This window comes from Microbulbifer sp., from assembly GCF_051659245.1.
GTDB lineage: Bacteria > Pseudomonadota > Gammaproteobacteria > Pseudomonadales > Cellvibrionaceae > Microbulbifer.
In genome coordinates, this window is record NZ_JBOFOC010000171.1 from 21,565 (window position 1) to 39,980 (window position 18,416).

Below are 18,416 nucleotides of genomic sequence, written 5' to 3' on the forward strand. Positions count from 1 at the left end.
CCGGATATTTCCTGTAGGAGCGGGCCATGCCCGCGATCGGTGTTTGCCTCGCCCTCGATCGCGGGCATGGGCGGATGGCCACCCCCCCGCTCCTACAGGGAGGAATCGGAAACGTTTCATTCCTCGAATTCCGCCAATAGCTGGCTCATCGCATCCAGTTCCTCCCGGGCGCGGCCGCCGGCCGCTTCCACCTGTCGCGCCAGGGCGGCGATGGTGGGGGCTTCGAACAGGGCGCGCAGGTCCGGCCTGACGCCGAATTCCCGCTCCAGCCGGCCGATCAGGCGCATGGCCAGCAGCGAGTGGCCACCCAGTTCGAAAAAGCTGTCCTCGATCCCCACCCGGGGCAGTGCCAGCAGTTCCCGCCAGATTTCCGCCAGCCGCTCCTGCACCGGCGTGGCCGGGGGCACATAGGCGGCGCGGGCCAGGTCCTCTCCCCCGGGGTGCGGCAGCGCGCGGCGGTCAATCTTGTCGTTGCTGTTGAGCGGAAAGCGCTCCACCGGCACCAGGGCGAAGGGCACCATATAGACGGGCAGGCGTTGCTTCAGGTGCTCGCGGATGGCGGCCGTATCCGGCTCCCCGTCCGCCTGTATCCAGGCGATAAGGCGCTGCTGCTCGTCGGCCATCACCACCGCCTCGCGCACGCCGGGCCAGGCCCGCAGTTGGGATTCGATCTCGCCGGGCTCGATGCGGAAACCGCGCACCTTGATCTGGAAATCGCTGCGGCCGATACACACCAGGCTGCCGTCGGCGCGGCGGCGCGCCAGGTCGCCGGTGCGGTACATGCGGCCGCCGGGAACACCCGAGAAAGGGTCCGGGAGGAAAGCGCCGGCGGTCTGCCCGGGGGCGTGCCGATAGCCTCGCGCCACCCCGTCGCCGGCGATATAGAGTTCCCCGGTGGCCCCCGGGGGCACCGGCTGCAGGCAGTCGTCCAGCAGGTAGCAGCGGGTGTTGGCCAGCGCGAAGCCGATGGGCACCACCCCCAATGGCACTAAGTTAAGGACTCGGGCGGTCCTGCTACCGGGGGCTTTTTGCGGGACACGCCGTAAATCCGTCCCTGGAGGCTTGTCCGCGAGGTCCCTCTCGCAGACAGTCCCGCAAAAAGCCCCCGGCATCAGGCCCTTCGCATCAGGGTTATCGCTTAACTTAGCGCCATTCGGCACCGCCCCTTTCTGTTCACCGTCCACCGACTGCGCGGTGGACCAGACGGTGGTCTCCGTGGGGCCGTACATGGCGGTCAGGCTCACGCCCAGTTGGCGCAGGCGGTCGGCCAGTTCGCCGGGCACCGCCTCGCCGCCAATCAGGCCCTGAATCGCCGGCCAGTCGCTGTCCCGGTGCGCCAATAGCAGCTGCCAGCTGGCCGGGGTACCCTGGAAGACCGTGGCCTTTTCCAATTCCCCGAACAGCGCGGCGCCGTCGGCGGCCTGCGCCGGCTCTACCAGGCGCACCCGGGCGCCGCGGATCAGCGGCAGGAACAGTTCCGGCTTGGACATATCGAAGGCGCAGGTGGTGGTGGCCAGCCAGCAGTCCCCCGCATCCAGCGGCAACCGGCGTTCCATGGCGCACAGGAAGTTGGTGAGGTTGGCGCGGGTGATCTGCACGCCCTTGGGGCGGCCGGTGGAGCCGGAGGTGTAGATGGTGTAGGCCAGTTGTTGGGAGTCGGGGTCCGTACCGGGACCCGGGACCATCGGGACCCGGGACCCGGGATCGCGGGCATGGCCCGCTCCTACAAGGGGCTGTTCCGTCTCCAGATCTGACAGGATCGCGGTGGGTACCGGCGGGTTGGGATCGCGGCCAGCGGCCGCTCCTACAGGGGCCCTCTCCCCCAGCCCCTCTCCCAGAGGGAGAGGGGAGTCCGCACACAAAAGCAACGCCGGAGCCGCCTGCTCCAATATGCGCCGATTGCGCTCCGCCGGCTGCGCCGGGTCCAGCGGCACATAGGCGGCTCCGGCCTTCAGCACCGCCAGTAGTGCGGGCAGCAGGTGGGGCCCCCGTTCCAGGTGCACCGCTACCAACTGGTCCCGCCCCACCCCGCGTTCGCGCAGGCAATGGGCCAGGCGGTCGGCCCGGCGGTTCAGTTCGGCGTAGCTGAGGGACCAGTCCCGGGATTCCACGGCGATGGCGTGGGGGGTGGCCGTCGCCTGCTTCTCGAAGCGGGCCACCAGGTCGTCCTCCCGCCAGTCCAGGGGCACCCCGGTGCGGTTCCACTGCGCCGCCGGCGCTTCCCGCTCCAGGGCCAGTTGGCACAGCCGCGCTTCCGGTTCGGCGAGCATGGCTTCCAGCAGGCGTTGATAATGCTCCGCGTAGCGGGCCGCGGTAGCGGGCAGAAACAGGTCGGTGCTGTACTCCAGGGTGCAGTCCCAGCCGTCCCCGGCCCGCTCCACCTGCAGAGCGATATCCGCCAGTACGAAATCGTTCTCCACCGCCAGGCGCCTGGCCGGCAGGCCGGCGAATTCGCCCTCTTCCGTCGCGGGCAGCTGGATCAGGTTGAACAGGGCCTGGAACAGCGGGGCGCGGCTGGGGTCCCGATCCACCCGCAGGGCGTCCACCAGTTCCTCGAAGGGCACGTCCTGGTGCTGCTGGGCGTCCAGCAGTGTCCGCCGCACCTGTTGCCAGAGCTCCTCCACCGACTGCAGCGGCGCCAGGGAGCAGCGCAGCACCTGGGTGGTGGCGAAGTAGCCGATCAACTGCCCGGTGTGACTGTGATGGCGCTGGGCCACCGGCACCCCCAGCCACAAGTCGCGCTGGCCGCTGTAGCGGGACAGCAGCAGCTGCCAGGCCGCCACCAATGGCACGAAGGCGGTCAGCCCCTGCCGGCGGCAAGCCGCGTCGACCTGCTCTACCAGCGCCGATGGCAGCGGAAAACGGTGGCGGCTGCCGCGATGGGTCGGCCGCGCCGGGCGCGGCAAGTCAGTCGGCAGGTCCAGCAGCGGTGGCTCGCCGGCCAGTTGTTTCTTCCAGTATTCCAGTTGCTCTTCGATCCGCGCGCGACCGGCGGGGCCCCGCCACCAGGCCGCCACGTCCGCGAACTGCAGCGACAGTTCCGGCAGCGCCGCCCGCCCGCCGCCACTGTGCTGGCGGTAGAGGGCGCCCAGCTCCCGCACCAGTATTTCAAGGGACCAGGCGTCGGCGGCCATATGGTGCACGGTGAGTTGGAGCACGTCCGACTGCTCCGGCAGCCGGTACACCGCCAGGCGCCAGAGGGGGCCGCGCTCCAGGTCGAACTCTGTCTCCGCCTCGGCGCCCAGCAGTCCGGGCAGCTCGGCTTCCTTGCAGGGCAGCGGCGGGCGCGGGGCGCCGGCGGCCTCCGGTTCCAGCAGGATCTGCAGCAACTGGCCGTCGCGCTCGGCGAAGACACTGCGCAGGCTGTGCTGGCGCTCCGCCAGGTCCATGGTCGCGGCGCGCAGGGCGCGGGGCTCCAGCTCTCCGTCCAGGCGCAGGGCCAGGGACAGGTTGTAGGCGCGGCTCCCGCCCTCGAAGCGGTGGATAAACCACAGCCGCTGCTGGGTGAAGTGCATGGGCGCGGGGCCGCCCTCGCCCCGCGGATGTATCGCCTCCACCGTTCCGCTCTCCGTCGCCACTTCCGCGAGAGACGTCGCCAGTTCCGACAGTACCGGCCGCTCGAACACCCGGCGCAGGGGCAGCTGCAAACCGCAGCGCTCGTTGAGGCGAGCCACCACCCGGGCCGCCAGCAGGGAGTGCCCGCCCAGGGCGAAGAAATCGTCGTCCGGGCCCACGCTGTCGCGCTCCAGCACCTCCCTCCAAATCTCCGCCAGGCGCTGCTCCCAGGGGGTCATGGCGCGGTCGGTATATCTGGATTCGGGGGCCTCCGGCGCGGGCAACGCGCGGCGGTCCACCTTGCCGCTGGCGGTCTGTGGCAGTGTCGCCAGGGGCACCAACTGGGTGGGCACCATATATTCGGGGAGACGCGCGGCCAGGTGCTCAACCAGTTCTGTCTGTTCGCCGGGGCCGCTGTAGTAGGCTATCAGGCGGGCTCGATCGCTTTCGCCAAGCACAATCGCCGCCGCGGCCTCCACTGCCGGATGGCTCTCCAGCAGGGCCTCTATCTCGCCCAACTCGATACGGAATCCGCGCAGCTTGACCTGGAAATCCCGCCGCCCCAGGTATTCGAGGCTGCCGTTGGCCACCCGCACCCGGTCTCCGGTGCGGTACATGCGCGCGCCCGGCAAGGGGCTGTAAGGGTCCGGCAGAAAACCGGCGGCGGTCAGCGCCGGCGCGCCGAAATAGCCGCGGCCCACGCCGGTGCCGGACAGGTAGAGTTCGCCGGCGGCGCCCGGGGGAACCGGACGCAATTGGTCGTCGAGCACGTAGCAGGCGCTGTTGGCCACCGGGGTGCCGATGGGTACCTGCAGTGGCGCCTCCCCGGTTCCGAGCGGCTGGAAAGTGGCGTAGACGGTGGCTTCGGTGGGGCCGTAGCCGTTGGTCAGCGCGGCGCCGCGGCCGGCGATGGCCTCGGCCAGGGCGCCGGGCAGGGCCTCGCCGCCGGCGATGGCGCGAATGCCGTCCCAGGGCTGTCGGCTGTGGCGGACCAGCAGGCGCCAGCTCGCGGGGGTGGCCTGAACCACGGTGATCTTGTGCCGCTCCAGCAGCCGGTCGATCGCCGCCGGGTCGCGGGCCTGGTGGCGGTCCGCCAGCACCGCGGTGGCGCCCGCGGCCAGGGGCGCGAGCAGTTCCACCACGGCGATATCGAAGGTACAGGTGGTGAGCGCCAATACCCGGTCACTGGCGCCCAGGTTCAGGCGGCGGTCCAGTTCCGCGAGCAGGTTGGCGAGGTTGCCGCGGGTGATGGCGACGCCTTTGGGGCGACCGGTGGAGCCGGAGGTGTAGAGGAGGTAGGCCAATTGATCGGGATTCGGGACTCGGGACTCGGGACTCGGGTCGCGGCCATGGGCGGATGGCCGCCCCGCCGCTTCTACAGGGGGGTGTTCCGTTTCCAGTTCTGACAGAGTCAGGGTGGGTACCGGCGAGTTGGGATCGCGGCCATGGGCCGCTCCTACGGAGTCCCTCTCCCCACGCAACAGCAATGCGGGCGCCGCCTGCGCCAGTATCTCCCGATTGCGCTCTGCGGGCTGTACCGGGTCCAACGGCACATAGGCGGCCCCAGCCTTGAGTACCGCCACCATGGCCATGGGCAGGGACAGGTCCCGCTCCAGGAACAGGGCGACGCGGTCCTCCGGGCCTATGCCGCGGCGGCGCAGGACCGCGGCCCAGCGGTCGGTGATCCGGTCGAGTTCGCCGTAGTCCAGCGCCGTATCCCCGGCCACCAGGGCGATCTGTTCGGGGGTCTCGGCGGCTCGGCGGCGGAACAGTTGCAGCCAGTCCTCCGGCTCCGCCTTTTCGCCGCGCAGGATATTGCCGCGGTCCGCGGGCAACGACAGTTCGCCGCAGGGGGTCTCTGGCTGCCGCAGCAGCGCGGCAAGCAGATCGCAATAGTAGCCGGCCATGGTGGCCACGGTGGCCTCGCGGAAGAGGTCGCGGTTGTATTCGAAGTGAAGCTCAAAGCCGACGTCGCTCTCGTGCACGTCCAGCTTGAGGTCGCACATGGCGGTGTCCGGGCGGTTGTCCACCGCTTCCGCCAGCACGTCGCCGAGGTCGAAGCGGTCCAACGCCATGCCCGGGAGGTAGTTGAACATCGCCTGGAACAGCGGGTTGTAGCTGAGTTGGCGCTCCAGGCCCAACTGTTCAACGAGGTAGTCGAAGGGCAGGTCCTGGTTCGCCTGGGCCTCCACGGACTGGTTGTACACCCGCTCCAGCAGCGCTTCCAGAGACTCATCCGGGAGCAGCCGGGTGCGGTAGACCAGGGTGTTGACGAAGCAGCCCACCAGGGGCTGCACCGCCGGGTGGTGGCGGTTGGCCACCGGCACGCCCACGAAGATGTCGTCGCTGCCGCTGAAGCGGTGCAGCAGCAGTTGGAAGGCGGCGAGCAGGGTGGCGAAGCTGCCCCGCCCCTGCCTGCGGCCGAATTCTTTTACCGCTTTTGCCAGTGCCTCCGGCAGCGCGACGGTATGGCGGCCACCGCGCCAGCTGGCGCGCTCGGGACGGGGGAAGTCGGCGGGGAGTTCCAGGGGTTGCCGGTCCCCGTCCAGGCGCTTCCGCCAATAAGCCAGTTGGCGGCGGCAGTCCTCCCCTTCCATCCACCGGCGCTGCCACAGGGCGTAGTCCGCGTACTGCAGTGGCAGGGGTTCACGGATCGGCGCAGTTCCATCGGCAAGGGCGCGGTAGTGGCTGCAGAAGGCCTCGATCATCAGGCGCAGGGACCAGCCGTCGGCGACGATGTGGTGGCAGTTGATGGCCAACGCGTGTTCTTGCGGCCCAAGTCGATATAGACGGGCCCGCAGCAGCGGCCCGCGCTCCAGGTCGAAGGGGTCTTCGGCATCCGCGGCCAGGGCGCCGCGCAGTGCGGCTTCCGGATCGCCTTCCGCGCTCAGGTCCACCAGCGACAGTTCCACTTTCAGTTCCGGTTCGATCACCTGCACCGGTGTGCCGTCACAGTTTGCGAACCGGGTGCGCAGTACTTCGTGGTCGTCCACCAGCAGTTGCAGGGCGCGGCGCAGGCAGCGGCTGTCCACCTCGCCCGTCAGGCGCACGGCGCCGGGCAGGTTGTAGGCGGGGCTCTCCGGTTCCAGTTGTTGCAGGAACCACATGCGCTGCTGGGCGTAGGACAGGGGCAGCTCTTCCGGCCGCGGCCCCGGCTGCGGACCGGGATCGCCGGCGCCCTCTTCTCCCTCCAGCCACTCCGCCATGGCGGCGATGGTGGGGTGTTCGAAGACTGTGCGCAGGGGGATGTCCCGGTCCAGTTGTCGGCTGAGTTGGCCGATCAGTTGGGTGGCGAGCAGGGAGTGGCCGCCCAGTTCGAAGAAGTTGTCGCCGGTGCCGACCCGCTCGAGGCCGAGCACTTCCCGCCAGGTTTCCGCCAGTTGCTCTTCCAGCGGGGTCTGCGGGGCCCGGTAGCGGGCGGCGCTCTGGGCGGAGAAGTCCGGTGCCGGCAGGGCCTTGCGGTCCACTTTGCCGTTGGCGTTCAGGGGCAGGTGCGGCAGGAATATAAAGGCCGCGGGCACCATGTAGTCGGGCAGGGCCTCGGCGGTGAAGTGGCGCAGTTGGTCGATTGCGGGTTGGGGTTCCGCCACCAGGTAGGCGACCAGTACGGCGGCGCGGCGGTCGTCCTGGCGGGCGAGCACCACTGCTTCGCGCACCTGTGGGTGCCGGTCCAGGCGGCTTTCGATTTCGCCGAGCTCGATGCGGTAGCCGCGCACTTTTACCTGGTGGTCCGCGCGGCCGACGTATTCCAGGTCGCCGCTGGGCAGCAGGCGGGCGAGGTCGCCGGTGCGGTAGAGGCGCGAGCCGTCGGCGGCAAAGGGGTCGGGTACGAAGGCGGCGGCGGTGCGCGCGGGTTCCCCGAGGTAGCCGCGCCCCACGCCGGTACCGGCTACGCAGATTTCTCCCACCGCGCCTTCGGGGAGCAGTTCCAGGCGGTCGTTGAGGAGGTGGAGACGGTTGTTGAGGGTGGCGCGGCCGATGGGCACGTTGTGGGCCGAGTCCGGCAGCGGGCTAATCAGCGGGTGGAAGGCCACGTCGTCGGAGCACTCCGCGGGGCCGTAGGCGTTCATCATCGGCACTTGTGGGAAGCGTTCGCTCCAGCGGCGGGCCAGTGCGGGGGGCAGGGCCTCGCCGGTGGGCAGCAGCCAGCGCAGGTTGGAGAGGTCGGCGGTGTCACCGGCGGAGTCCAGGATGCCCTGCATCAGGGAGGGCACTATTTCCAGGATGGTGATGCCGCGGTCCCGCACCGCTTCCACCAGCGCTGCCGGGTCCTGGGCCACGCAGTCCGGCAGTATCACCGTCTGCGCGCCGAGGATGGGACCGGCCAGGCATTGCCAGACGGAAATATCGAAGCATTGGGAGGCGGTTTGGGCGATTACGTCGCCTTCTCCCAGTTCCAGACCGGGGGCTTTTTCCGGCTCAGGGGCGGGCCTGCTGCCGGAGGTTGCTTGCGGGACACGCCGTGAATACGTCCCTGTAGGCTTGTCTGCGAGGTCCCTCTCGCAGACAGTCCCGCAAGCAACCTCCGGCATCAGGCCCTTCGCATCGCGATCATCGCTTTGGCTCACGCCATCAGGGTCCAGCGTCTTGCCCAGCATATTGTTGAGCATTCCTTCCCGGGTCACCATGGCGCCCTTCGGCGTGCCGGTGGAGCCGGAAGTGAAAATCACATAAGCCAGGTTGGTCGGCGATACCGCCACCCGGGGATTGTCGCAGTCGCGCAGGGGCTGGACGTCCATATCGAATACCAGGCGCTCCGGTGCATTGGGTATTTCCAGGGATTCGAATTCCCGGCCGCACAGCAGCAGCGCCGGGCGGCCCTGCTCTAGCACCGCGGCGAGGCGCTGCGGGGGGTGGGTTGGGTCCAGGGGCATCCAGGCGGCCCCGGCCTTTAGCACCGCGATAATCGCCACCACCAGGGCCGGGCCGCGCTCGTCGAGCAAAGCCACCAGGTTGTCCGGTCCCACGCCGCGGTCGATCAGTTGTTTTGCGAGCAGGTTGGCGCGGGTGTTCAGTTCGCCGTAGCTGAGGGTCCGGTCGCGGTAGCGGATCGCCGCGCGTTCCGGGTGGCGCCGGGCGCGTTCCTCCAGTCGGCTTAGGTAATCCGCGCCCACTGGTTTTTGCGGGCCGGGGGCCCAGTCCCGCAGTTGGCGGTCGCGCTCGCTGTCGGTGAGCATCGGGAGTTCGCCGAGGCGGGCGCCCTGCCCCGCTTCCAGGCTTTCGCCCATGCGCAGCAGCAGGGCGATGAAGTGTTCCAGCATCCGCTCCACCGAGGGGCGGGTGAAGCTGTCGGTCTGGTAGGTGATCTGCAGGTGCAGGCGTTCGCCGGGGATCACCACCACGGTGATGGGGTAGTTGGTGTGGGTGCGGTTGGCGGCGTCGCGGACGATAAATTCCAGGTTTTCCTGTTTGAGTCCCGCATCCAGGGGGGCGTTTTCGAAGACGAACAGGCTGTGGAAGAGTTCGCCGTCCACTTCACTCCACTGCTGGATCTGCGCCAGGGATACCGTCTCGTGTTCGCGCAGGGCGAGGTTTTCCCGCTGCAGAGACTGCAGCCAGGGGCCGAGTTGCTCATCGACGCGCAGCCGCCAGCGCAGCGGCAGGGTGTTGATAAACAGGCCGACGATGGATTCCATGCCCGCCAGTTCGGCGGGGCGTCCGGCCACGGTGACGCCGAAGAGTACGTCGCTATTGCCGCTGTAGCGGGACAGCAGCAAGGCCCAGGCGCCCTGCACCAGGGTGTTGAGGGTGATATTGAGTCGGCCGGCGACACGCTGCAGGCGCCCGGTGTGTTCCGCGGACAATTGGTGCACACAGTCCACCACCGGTTCCGGGGCGTCGAGGCCGGGGCGCTCGATGCCCAGGGGCGTTGGCTCGGCGAAGCCGGCCAGCCGGCCCTGCCAGAAGGTCTTGTGGTCCTCCGGATTTTTCTGTTCCAGCCAGCGGATAAAGTCCCGGTAGGGTCGGGGTTTGGGCAGTTGCAGGGATTCTCCGCGGCACAGGGCGCGGTAGTGCTCGAGGAAGTCCATCATGATGATGGAGAAGCACCAGGCGTCCATCAGGATATGGTGATAGCTGCGCACGAACTGGTAGGTGTCCGGGGCCAGCTTGAACAGGCGCACCCGCATCAGCGGCGCGCGGGTGAAGTCGAAGCCGCTCACGCGTTCTTCGCGCAGCAGTTCCTCCAGGCGCTTATCCTGGGTTTCCGGGTCCAGGTGCGACCAGTCCTCGAACTCCACCGGCAGTTCCACCCGCCGGTGCACCACCTGCAGCGGGCGCTTCTGTTTCTGCCAGACGAACGAGGTACGCAGTACTTCGTGGCGCTCCACCACTTTTTCCCAGGCCTGGCGGAAGCGCTCCAGGTCCAGGTCCGCCATTTCCATTACGTGGCGGTATTGCAAGAGGTACATGCCCTTGTCCGGGTGCATCAGGCTGTGGAACAGTAGTCCCTGCTGCATCGGCGCCAGAGGATAGATGCTCTCGATATTTCTGGAGATGGACTTGGCCTTGTCGCTCATGGTGCTTCTCTGCTTACAAATTCGAAAAGAATCTTTTTTGATGGGCACGTCGCTGCGCTCCTTTGCCCATCCTACGGCTCTACAAAGTTCCCACATGTAGGAGCCTGCTTGCTGGCGAAAAATGCAGAACTCCGTAGCCGTTCGCCTGCAAGCAGGCTCCTACAAGGGACGCGTAGGATGGGCAAAGCGAAGCGTGCCCATCATCACGGGTCCAGGGTCTCCAGCAGGCCCTGGAGTTCGTCGTCCGACAGCCCCGCCTCCGGAAAATCGGAGGCCGTAACCCGCCCCGCCACCGGGTCGGCGCAGTGGCGCACCAGGGCCGCGAGTTCGTCGAAGAATTCCCGGGCCAACCTTTGCACTTCCTTTTCCCCGTGCACCGCCGGCACGTAGCGCCACTCCGCCTGCAGGCGGCCGTCCAGGACCAGGGCGTTGACGTCCAGCCAGTGGCTGCGCAGGTTTTCCTCTGCCCGCGCGCCGGGGCAGGACCACTCCTCAATGCGGAACAGTTGTGACTCCCCACCCCACTGGTCGAACTGCCCCAGGTAGTTGAAGGTGATCAGCCCCGCCGGCGGCGGCAGTTCGGCCCCGCGCAGGAAGCGCAGCAGGCCGTAGCCGAGGCCCGATTCCGGAACCGCGCGCAGCGCCTCCTTGACCGCGATCACCGCGTCCTCGTCGGATTCCTTCACCGGCAGGGCCAGGGGATAGCGGCTGGTAAACCAGCCCGGCGAGCGGCTCACGTCCGGCGCCCAGTCGCCGGGGGCGCGGCCGTGGTTTTCAAGCTCGACCGCCACCCGATCCAGGCTCAGCCATCGACCGACGGCCCGCGCCAGGGCAGCGAGCATCAGGTCCTGGGCGTTGGTGTTGTAGGCCTCGTGACATCCCCCGAGTAATTGCGCAGTGGTTTCGGCATCCAGGCTCAGGGTGCAGGTGCGGCTGTCGGCGTAGCGGTTGGATGCTGCGGGCAGTGGCGGCAGGTCTTCCAACTGCCGTTGCCAGTAGGCGAGTTGCTCTTCCAGGTCCGCGCGCGCGGCGCGCTGCGCCAGTGCCTGCGACCACTGGTGGAAACCGGCGGTGGGCGATGACAGTTCCGCTTCCCCTCCCGCCTCGTCCGCGAGATACAACTGCTCCAGTTCGCCCAGCAGTTGGCGCCAGGTCACGGCGTCGACGATCAGGTGGTGGGCGGTGCACAGCAGGCGGCCGGCGGCGGGGAAATAAACCAGCTTGATCAGCGGCGGCCGGTCCAGGGCAAAGCCCTGCTGATGGAATGCCAGGCGCGCCGGATCGGGGGCTTCGCCGTCGATCGCGAAGACCCGCGCGGCCATATCCGATTCCCAGGGTCGGTAGCGCTGCCGCCAATGCCCACTGTCGTTTTCGAAACGCGCCCTGAGAACCGGATGCCGCTCCAGCAGCGCGGCGACGGCACGCTGTAACCGGTCGGTTTCCAGGGCGCGCTGTACGTCCAGCAGCAGGGACTGGTTCCAGTGGCCGGGCTCGGGCTGCTCCAGTCCGAAGAACCAGTGCTGAATCGGGGTCAGCGGGAAATCGGAATCCGCGGCCGCGGAGCCGCCGGATTGCGCCGCCGGACCTCCCGTCCGCTCCACCACCCGGGCCAGGGCGGCCACGGTCTGGTGCTCGAAGATCATCTTGGGGGTCAGCTGCAGGCCCTGCTGCTTGGCGCGGGCGATAATCTGCAGGCTGAGAATGGAGTCGCCCCCCACGGCGAAAAAGTTATCGTCGGCGCCGATACTGTCGTTGCCCAGCAGTTCGCGGGTAATGGCGAGCAGCGCCGCCGCGGCGCCGTCGATATCGGTATCCCCGGCGCCTTCGGTTGCCGCCGGAGCGGGAGCTTCCGGTTCCGGCAGCGCGGCCTCGTCCAGCTTGCCGTTGTTCTTAAGAGGCAGCGCCGGCAGCAGTACCCAGGCGGCGGGCAGCATATAGTCGGGCAGCTCCGCCGCCAGCGCTTCCCGCACTGCGTCCAGCTGGCCCTCCTCGCATACCAGGTAGGCCACCAGGCGGTTCTGCCCGCGGCTGTCCGGACTGTTGACCACCGCCGCGTCGCGCACCTGGGGCCGGGCCTGCAGGCACCGGGCCACTTCGTCCGGCTCTACCCGGTAGCCGCGGATCTTCACCTGGCGGTCGATGCGGCCGAGGAAGTGCAGCAGCCCCTCCCCGCTTATCTTTGCGCGGTCGCCCGTGCAATAAAGGCGCTCGCCGTCCCGCTCGGCGAAGGCGGTGGCGGTGAGTTCGGGACTGTCCAGGTAGCCCTGGGCCAGGGCGGGTCCGCCCAGGCAGAGTTCGCCGGCGACGCCCCGGGGCAGCAGTTGCCCGGCGGCGTTGCGCACGCTGGCGGTCACGTTCGCCAACGGGTGGCCGATGGGGATTTCCGCCGGCGCCGGGTCCGCCACTTCGCCGGTGACGGCGCCGACGGTGGCCTCGGTGGGGCCGTAGTGGTTGAGAATGCGCAGATCTGGCGACAGGGCCCGCACCTGTTCCACCAGTTCCGGGGCCAGGGCTTCGCCGCCGCACACCAGGCACAGGCGCGGCAGCAGCCGGGCCGGTCGGGAGGCCACCAGCAGCGCCTTAAGATGGGAAGGCACCAGCTTCAGGCAGTCCACCGGGTCCCGCTCCAGCTGCGCGGCCAGTTCCTCGGCGTCGAACGCCAGGGACTCGTCCAGCAGCCGCAGGCTGCGCCCGGTAAGCAGGGCGCCGAACAGGGCGGTGTAGCCGAGGTCGGTGGCGGTGCTGGCCAGGCTGGCGAGGCTGGCGCCTGTCGGCAGTTCCAGGCGCTCCGCCACCGCCTGGGCGTAGTGTTGCAGGGCTCCCTGGCCGATCACGACGCCCTTGGGGCGGCCGGTGGAGCCGGAGGTGTAGATCAGGTAGGCCGGTGCCTGCGGGTCTGTTTCCTCCGCCAGGGGTCCGGGCAGCGCCGGCCAGCCGGCGCCCGCGTCCAGCCAGGCGGTGGCGGTTGGCAGCCAGTCCGGCCGCTCGCCCAGGCCCACCGCCAGCCGCGGTGCGGCGTCCTCGCAGACCCAGGCCAGCCGCGACGGCGGCCACTGGGGGTCCAGGGCCACATAGGCGGCGCCCCGCTGCCAGCCGGCGAGCATCGCGGTCACCAGTTCGGCGCCGCGGGGCAGACACAGGGCGAGGCGGTCGCCGGCGCCCAGTCCCTGTTCTCCCAGGGCAGAAGCGCAGCCGTTGACCCGCTCCGCCAGTTCTCCGTAACTCAGCGATTGCCTATTGCAATGGATGGCCGCGGCCTGCGGCCGCTCCCGCACCTGCCGGGCGAAGGCGCCCCGGGCGCTGGCATCGGGCCAGCTGCGGGCCTCCCCGGCCAGCCGCGCGGCCATTTCCCGCGGCGGCCACTCGAGGTCCGCCAGGCGCCGTCCGAGCCAGTCCGGCGAGCGGTGCACCAGTTCCAGGAACAGGTCCCGCAGCCGCGCCACCGTGGCCCGGGCGTAGAGGGCGCGGTTGTAACGCCACTTGCCCAGGAAGCCGTCCTCCCGATCCACCACCACCAGGTTGAGTTCGTGGGCCGCGCCGCGCTGTTCCGCCAGCAGTTGCCGCTCGATCACCCGCTCGCCGACAGTCAGCGACTGCTCCCGGTTGAGGGTGAACATATGCTGGAATAGGGGTGCGCGGCCCGCCTCGCGCTCCGGCCGAAGTTTTTCCACCAGGGTGGCGAAGGGGTAGCGCTGGTGTTCCAGGGCCTCGTTGACCTGCTGCCGCACCCGCCGCATCCAGTCCGCCAGGGTGAGCTCTTCGTCCGGGCGGCAGGCCAGCACCAGCGGGTTGACCAGGTAGCCCACCAGTTCCCGGTGCTCCGGCGCCAGGCGCCCGCCGCTGGGCGTGCCGATGGTGAATGCACGCTGGCCCGACAGGCGCGCCAGGAACCACTGGAACAGGGCCAGCCAGTAGATATAGGGGGTGACGCCCAGCTGCCGCGCCGCCTCCCGCAACTGGCAGCTGTCCACGGCGGTCAGCGCAAAGCCGATTTCCTCGCCGTCGAAGGTCTGTTCCGCCGGGCGCGGGAAGTCCAGGGGCAGCTCCAGGCCGGGCACGCCGTTCAATTGGCGGCGCCAGTATTCCAGGTGATCGGCGCCCCGCTCGCGCACCGCGCGGGCCTGTTCCGCCATCCAGGCGCGGTAGCCGCCGGTGTCCGCTTCGCCCGGCTCGCCGCCGAGAATCAGTTCGGCGAAATCGCGCAGCAATATCTCGAAGGCGGCGAAATCGGCGGCGATATGGTGCACCACCAGCAGCAGGTGGGGACCCGTCTCCTCGTTATCGCTCTCCAGCAGCAGGGCACGGCAAGCCTGCCCCGCCGCCAGGTCCAGGGGACGGTCTGCCTCCCGGGCCAGTTGATCCCGAAGTTCACCGCCAGAGAGGCCCGCCAGTTCCAGTGGCCGCGGCGCCCTCTTTCCATCCAGCCACTGCACCGGCTCGCCGTCCCGCTCACCGTAGGGACTGCAGAGGATGGGGTAGCGTTTCTGCAATCCGGCGAAGGCGCGTGCCACTGCGTCGGTGGAGATATCTGCGTGCAGGCGGGCGGCAAAGGCCAGGTTGTAGGCGCTGCTCTGCGGCGCCATGCGGTTGAGGAACCAGAGGGAACGCTCGTTGGCGCCCAGGGGCCGCGCGTCGAAGTAGTCGGGATCCTCCCGCAGGGCGGCCAGCAGTTCCGCTTTGTTTTCCCGAAGGCGCTCGCGCAGGGCTTCGTCCAGGGCGCCCGGGGGCGCGCGGAAGGCCAGATTGCCGCCGTCAACGGAGAGGGTGATACCCCGGGACCAGCATTCGTACAGTAGTGGCTGGGCTGTCACAGCACGCCCTCCTGCCAGGTCTCGACTTCCCGGGCCTCGTCGGGGGAAGCCAGATAGCCGGCCAGCGCCTCCACCGTGGGGTAGCGCCAGAGGATATCCGGCTCCAAGCGCACCCCCAGGCGGGTGGACAGCTCGTGATTCAGGGTCATGCCGGCGACGGAATCGAGTCCGCTGGCTTCCAGGGCCAGGTCCGGGGTTACCCGTTCCACCGGCCTCCGGGTCTGGGCGGCGATCCAGTGGCAGATCCAGCGGGCGATACCGGCGGCGTCCCCCGCCGGAAGCTCCGGGGCCTCGCCCCCGGTGTCACCCTTCGCATTCCACTGCTCGACCAGCTTGAGTTCGCCCAGGGAGTAGGCGCGGCGTGCGGCAGTGCGCTGGATTTTGCCGCTGGTGGTGCGCGGCAGGGACGCCGGTGCGATCAGCGCCACGGCGTGCAGTTGGAGGTCGTGCTCCGCGGCCACCGCCGCGCAGATGTCGCGGATCAGCGCGACCGTGTCCACGGCGCCGGACTTGCCGGCGGCGCGGCGATCCACTTCCTGCACCAGCACAGCGGCTTCAGCCTCCCCGGTGTCCAGGGCAAAGGCGGCGCCGCCGTGGGCGATCAGGTGCGGGCTCACCGCCTGGGCGGTGGCCTCGATATCCTGCGGGTAGTGGTTGCGGCCGCGAACCGGGATCAACTCCTTGATGCGGCCGCAGACGAAGAGCCGTCCGTCGTGCAGGAAGCCCAGGTCGCCGGTGCGCAGGTAGGGCCCCTCATCCTCGAGGCGCGCGCCCAGGGCCTCGGCACTGAGTCCTGTCTGACGCCAGTAGCTGCCGGCCACGCTGGCGCCGCGTACCCAGATCTCCCCCACCTCCCCTTCGGGAAGCTGGTACTGCTCCGCCGGCTCGACGATCCGCACCTGCATCTCGCCGTTGAGTTGGCCGGAACTCACCAGGGTGCGGCCACTGCCGGCGGGACATACCCTGCCTCGGGCCAGTTCGGATTCGTCGACGGTCAGGGTGCTGTAGCCGCCGCTGGACGTACCGGTGACCATCAGGGTGGCCTCGGCCAGCCCGTAGCAGGGCGCCAGCGACTCCGGTACCAGGCCGGCGGGGGCGAAGTGTTCCGCGAAGCGTTCCAGGGTGGCCGCACGCACCGGCTCCGCGCCGTTGAAGGCGATGCGCCATTTCGACAGGCCCAATTCCGCCACCTGCTCCGGGGCGATCCGCTCCACGCAGTGGTCATAGATAAAATTGGGCCCGCCGCTCACGGTGGCGCCGCTACGGGTCATCAGTTCCAGCCAGCGCAGTGGCTGCTGCACCACCAGCGGCGGCAGGGTCAACAGGGTGCGGCAGCCGCTGAACAGGGGAGTGAGCATCTGGCCCACCAATCCCATATCGTGAAACAGCGGCAGCCAGGAGACGAAAATATCTTCCGGGGCGATGGCCATCTCCCGCTGCATCAGCGCCACATTGTGCAGCAGGTTGGCGTGGCTGATCGCCACGCCCTTGGGCGTGCCGGTGGAACCGGAACTGTATTGCAACAGGGCGATGTCGCCGGCTTCGATTCCGGGCTCGCGCCAGTGTCCGGCCCGCTCGCCGTCCTCCGCCGAAACGGCCACCACCGGGCAGGACAGCGACTGTTCGCGCGCCCATTCGGATACCGCCTCCCGGCCCTCGCCGTCCGTGAGCAGCAGGCCGGCGTCGCAATCGCCGGCAATCGCCAGTATCCGCTGCCAGCCCCGCCGCTTGTGTGGGGGCCGGTAGGCGGTGACCGCGATCATGCCCGCGTAGAGCGCGGCGAAGAAGCCGACGATATAGTCGATGCCGTTGGGCATGGGTATCAGCACGCGGGTGCCGGGGCCGGCCAGCGCCTGCAGCCGCGACGCCAAACCGCGGGCACGGCGGTCCAGCTCACCGCAGGTGAGCCGCTCGCTCACCTCGCGGGCGTCGGCAAGGAATTCGAAGACCACTCTGTCGGGTTGCTGCGCGGCGCTCTGGCGCAATTGCGCAACCCAGTGTTCCGCGTGGGAGGGATTTTCTCGCTGCATCCTGTAGCTTTCCTGAATTGTTTTTGATTTTTGCCTGAGCTATTCCGGCTGCGGACAGGGCTCCGCCATGGCGACAATCACCTTGCGTTCCCCGCGATAGGTACTTCGCCCGTGGGCCACCAGCATGTTGTCGAGCATCATCACGTCGCCCTGCCGCCAGGGGAAAACCACCTGGCAGTCGTCGAGCACTCCGCGAATTTCGTCGAGGGCCGTCTCCTCGATGGGAGCGCCGTCGCCGTAGTAGACATTGCGCGGCACCTCCGCCTCGCCCACCACGGACAGCAGGGTTTCGCGCAACTGGGGCGCCAGGTTGGAAAGGTGAAAAAGATGCGCCTGGTTGAACCACACCGGCTCCCGGGTGGCTGGGTGCACGGCGACCGCCTGGCAGCGCTGCCGGGTGCGCAGTTCGCCGTCGGGCTTCCACTCGAAATCGATGCGATTGGCGCGGCAGAAACGCTCCACCGCGGAGCGCTCTTCGGTGTTGAAAGCCTGCTGCCAGGGCAGGTCGAGACCGTTGCCGTAATTGCGCACGTACATCAGGCCGCGGTCGGCAAAGCGCGTGCGCAGTCCGGCGTCCAGGCGGCGGTATACTTCCCGGCTGTCGGCGATGGGCGTCTCACCGCCGGACTCCGCCACGCGCACACTGTGAAACCAGATTTTCATCGGCCACTGCAGGGTGTAGGACTGCTCGTTGTGCAGCGGAATCACCTGGTGGGCGGGATATTCGGTGGAGGTGTAGACCCCCTTATTGAGCCGGGTGCGGGGGGTGGAGGCGTAATCGTAGCTGAGCAGGTCGTGGCCGAAGGCGCGGGCGAAGGCCTCGAAGCCCTCCTCCCCGGAGAAATCGAAATCCCGCAGCAACAGGCCGCCCACGCGGTAGAGATGTCTGTCCACCAGCAGGCGGATATCCTCGATACAGCTTCGCCAGTCTGCTCCCGGTTCCGTCGGGGTCAGCACCAGAGGCAATTCTCCCCCGCTCGAATCCCTGCCCTGCTCCCCTGCCGTGGAGAGCGCTCCTGTTGTCACGCTGGTCATACGACTCCTCGATCTGTGTTCGGTTATTCCATACCCCGGCGACGCAGTGAATTTACAGAAGGGTCAGCCAAATTACAATTGATAATCGTTCGCGTTTATCTTCTAATGTGAATTCGTTCTTAAAAATCAGGGTTCGGGGTTGGGACAGGGCCTCCCGCTGTGGCACAAAGTGTGTCCTGCCCGGCTAAACGGCCAATCGGGCCCGATCAGTAGAGTGCGTCACGCCCCAAAAACAAAACGAATGAGGAGATGAATCCATGAGCATGGACGACCCGGATACCCGATTCACCGTGGTGATCAACGAGGAAGAGCAGTACTCCATCTGGCCGGACTACAAGCCGGTGCCGGACGGCTGGCGCGAAGCCGGCAAGAGCGGCACCAAGGAAGAGTGTCTAATCTTTATCGAGGAAGTGTGGACGGACATGCGCCCCAAGAGCCTGCGCGAGGCCATGACCAGGGAACATTGA

Annotated in this window: 5 protein-coding genes; 1 reads left to right on the forward strand and 4 read right to left on the reverse strand. The window is 68.5% G+C overall.

All coding sequences use genetic code 11. The features are described 5' to 3' along the window. Window positions 1-116: 116 nt before the first annotated feature. The 4 genes from ACRC0P_RS16450 to ACRC0P_RS16465 form a co-directional block, all read right to left on the reverse strand. Window positions 117-10,073, reverse strand: coding sequence for an amino acid adenylation domain-containing protein (locus ACRC0P_RS16450; protein WP_438632388.1), 9,957 nt, complete (start codon window positions 10,071-10,073; stop codon window positions 117-119). Window positions 10,074-10,276: 203 nt separating this feature from the next. After that, entirely contained in the window at window positions 10,277-14,884 is a 4,608-nt protein-coding gene (locus tag ACRC0P_RS16455) for an amino acid adenylation domain-containing protein (RefSeq protein ID WP_438632389.1), read from the reverse strand. Next, window positions 14,881-16,914 (reverse strand): AMP-binding protein, encoded by a 2,034-nt coding sequence (locus ACRC0P_RS16460; protein WP_438632390.1) that lies wholly within the window; start codon window positions 16,912-16,914, stop codon window positions 14,881-14,883. Before ACRC0P_RS16460 ends, ACRC0P_RS16455 begins: the two co-directional genes overlap by 4 nt. Before the next feature lie 39 nt (window positions 16,915-16,953). After that, window positions 16,954-17,949 carry a TauD/TfdA family dioxygenase gene (locus tag ACRC0P_RS16465; protein ID WP_438632391.1) on the reverse strand — a complete coding sequence of 332 codons (996 nt, stop codon included), beginning with the start codon at window positions 17,947-17,949 and terminating at the stop codon, window positions 16,954-16,956. A gap of 257 nt (window positions 17,950-18,206) precedes the next feature. Between ACRC0P_RS16465 and ACRC0P_RS16470 the strand changes: the two genes are divergently transcribed. Then, entirely contained in the window at window positions 18,207-18,416 is a 210-nt protein-coding gene (locus ACRC0P_RS16470; RefSeq protein ID WP_438632392.1) for an MbtH family protein, read from the forward strand.

Bases quoted from the DNA above. Each gene is read 5' to 3' on its own strand.
- ACRC0P_RS16450 (WP_438632388.1), bottom strand. From the start codon at position 10,073: ATGAGCGACAAGGCCAAGTCCATCTCCAGAAATATCGAGAGCATCTAT.
- ACRC0P_RS16470 (WP_438632392.1), top strand. From the start codon at position 18,207: ATGAGCATGGACGACCCGGATACCCGATTCACCGTGGTGATCAACGAG.
- ACRC0P_RS16460 (WP_438632390.1), bottom strand. From the start codon at position 16,914: ATGCAGCGAGAAAATCCCTCCCACGCGGAACACTGGGTTGCGCAATTG.
- ACRC0P_RS16465 (WP_438632391.1), bottom strand. From the start codon at position 17,949: ATGACCAGCGTGACAACAGGAGCGCTCTCCACGGCAGGGGAGCAGGGC.